Genomic DNA, 222 nt, shown 5'->3' on the forward strand with positions numbered 1-222 from the left:
GCTGTTTATTTTCTTTTTCTAGTTCCATCATTTTCTTTTGTTCTTTTGTAAGATTATCTTTGTGCTCAAAAGAACCAGAGGTTTTTGCTTGATTAATCCATCGATCTAATGCAGATGGGGTTAAATCATATTCTCTAATAATTTCAGATCTTGGTTTTTCATTAAGGTATAAATCAACCATTTGCTGTTTGAATTCATTACTGTATTCTCTACGCTCTCTTC

1 protein-coding gene is annotated in these 222 nt (G+C 31.1%); it reads right to left on the minus strand.

Features of this window, described 5'->3' with window-relative positions:
- Positions 1-222: transposase (locus tag LQ611_RS14070; RefSeq protein WP_239709683.1), on the minus strand; the 222-nt coding region annotated here is incomplete at both ends.

The sequence above is a fragment of the Mammaliicoccus sp. L-M44 genome (genome assembly GCF_022386355.1).
Lineage (GTDB): Bacteria > Bacillota > Bacilli > Staphylococcales > Staphylococcaceae > Mammaliicoccus > Mammaliicoccus sciuri_A.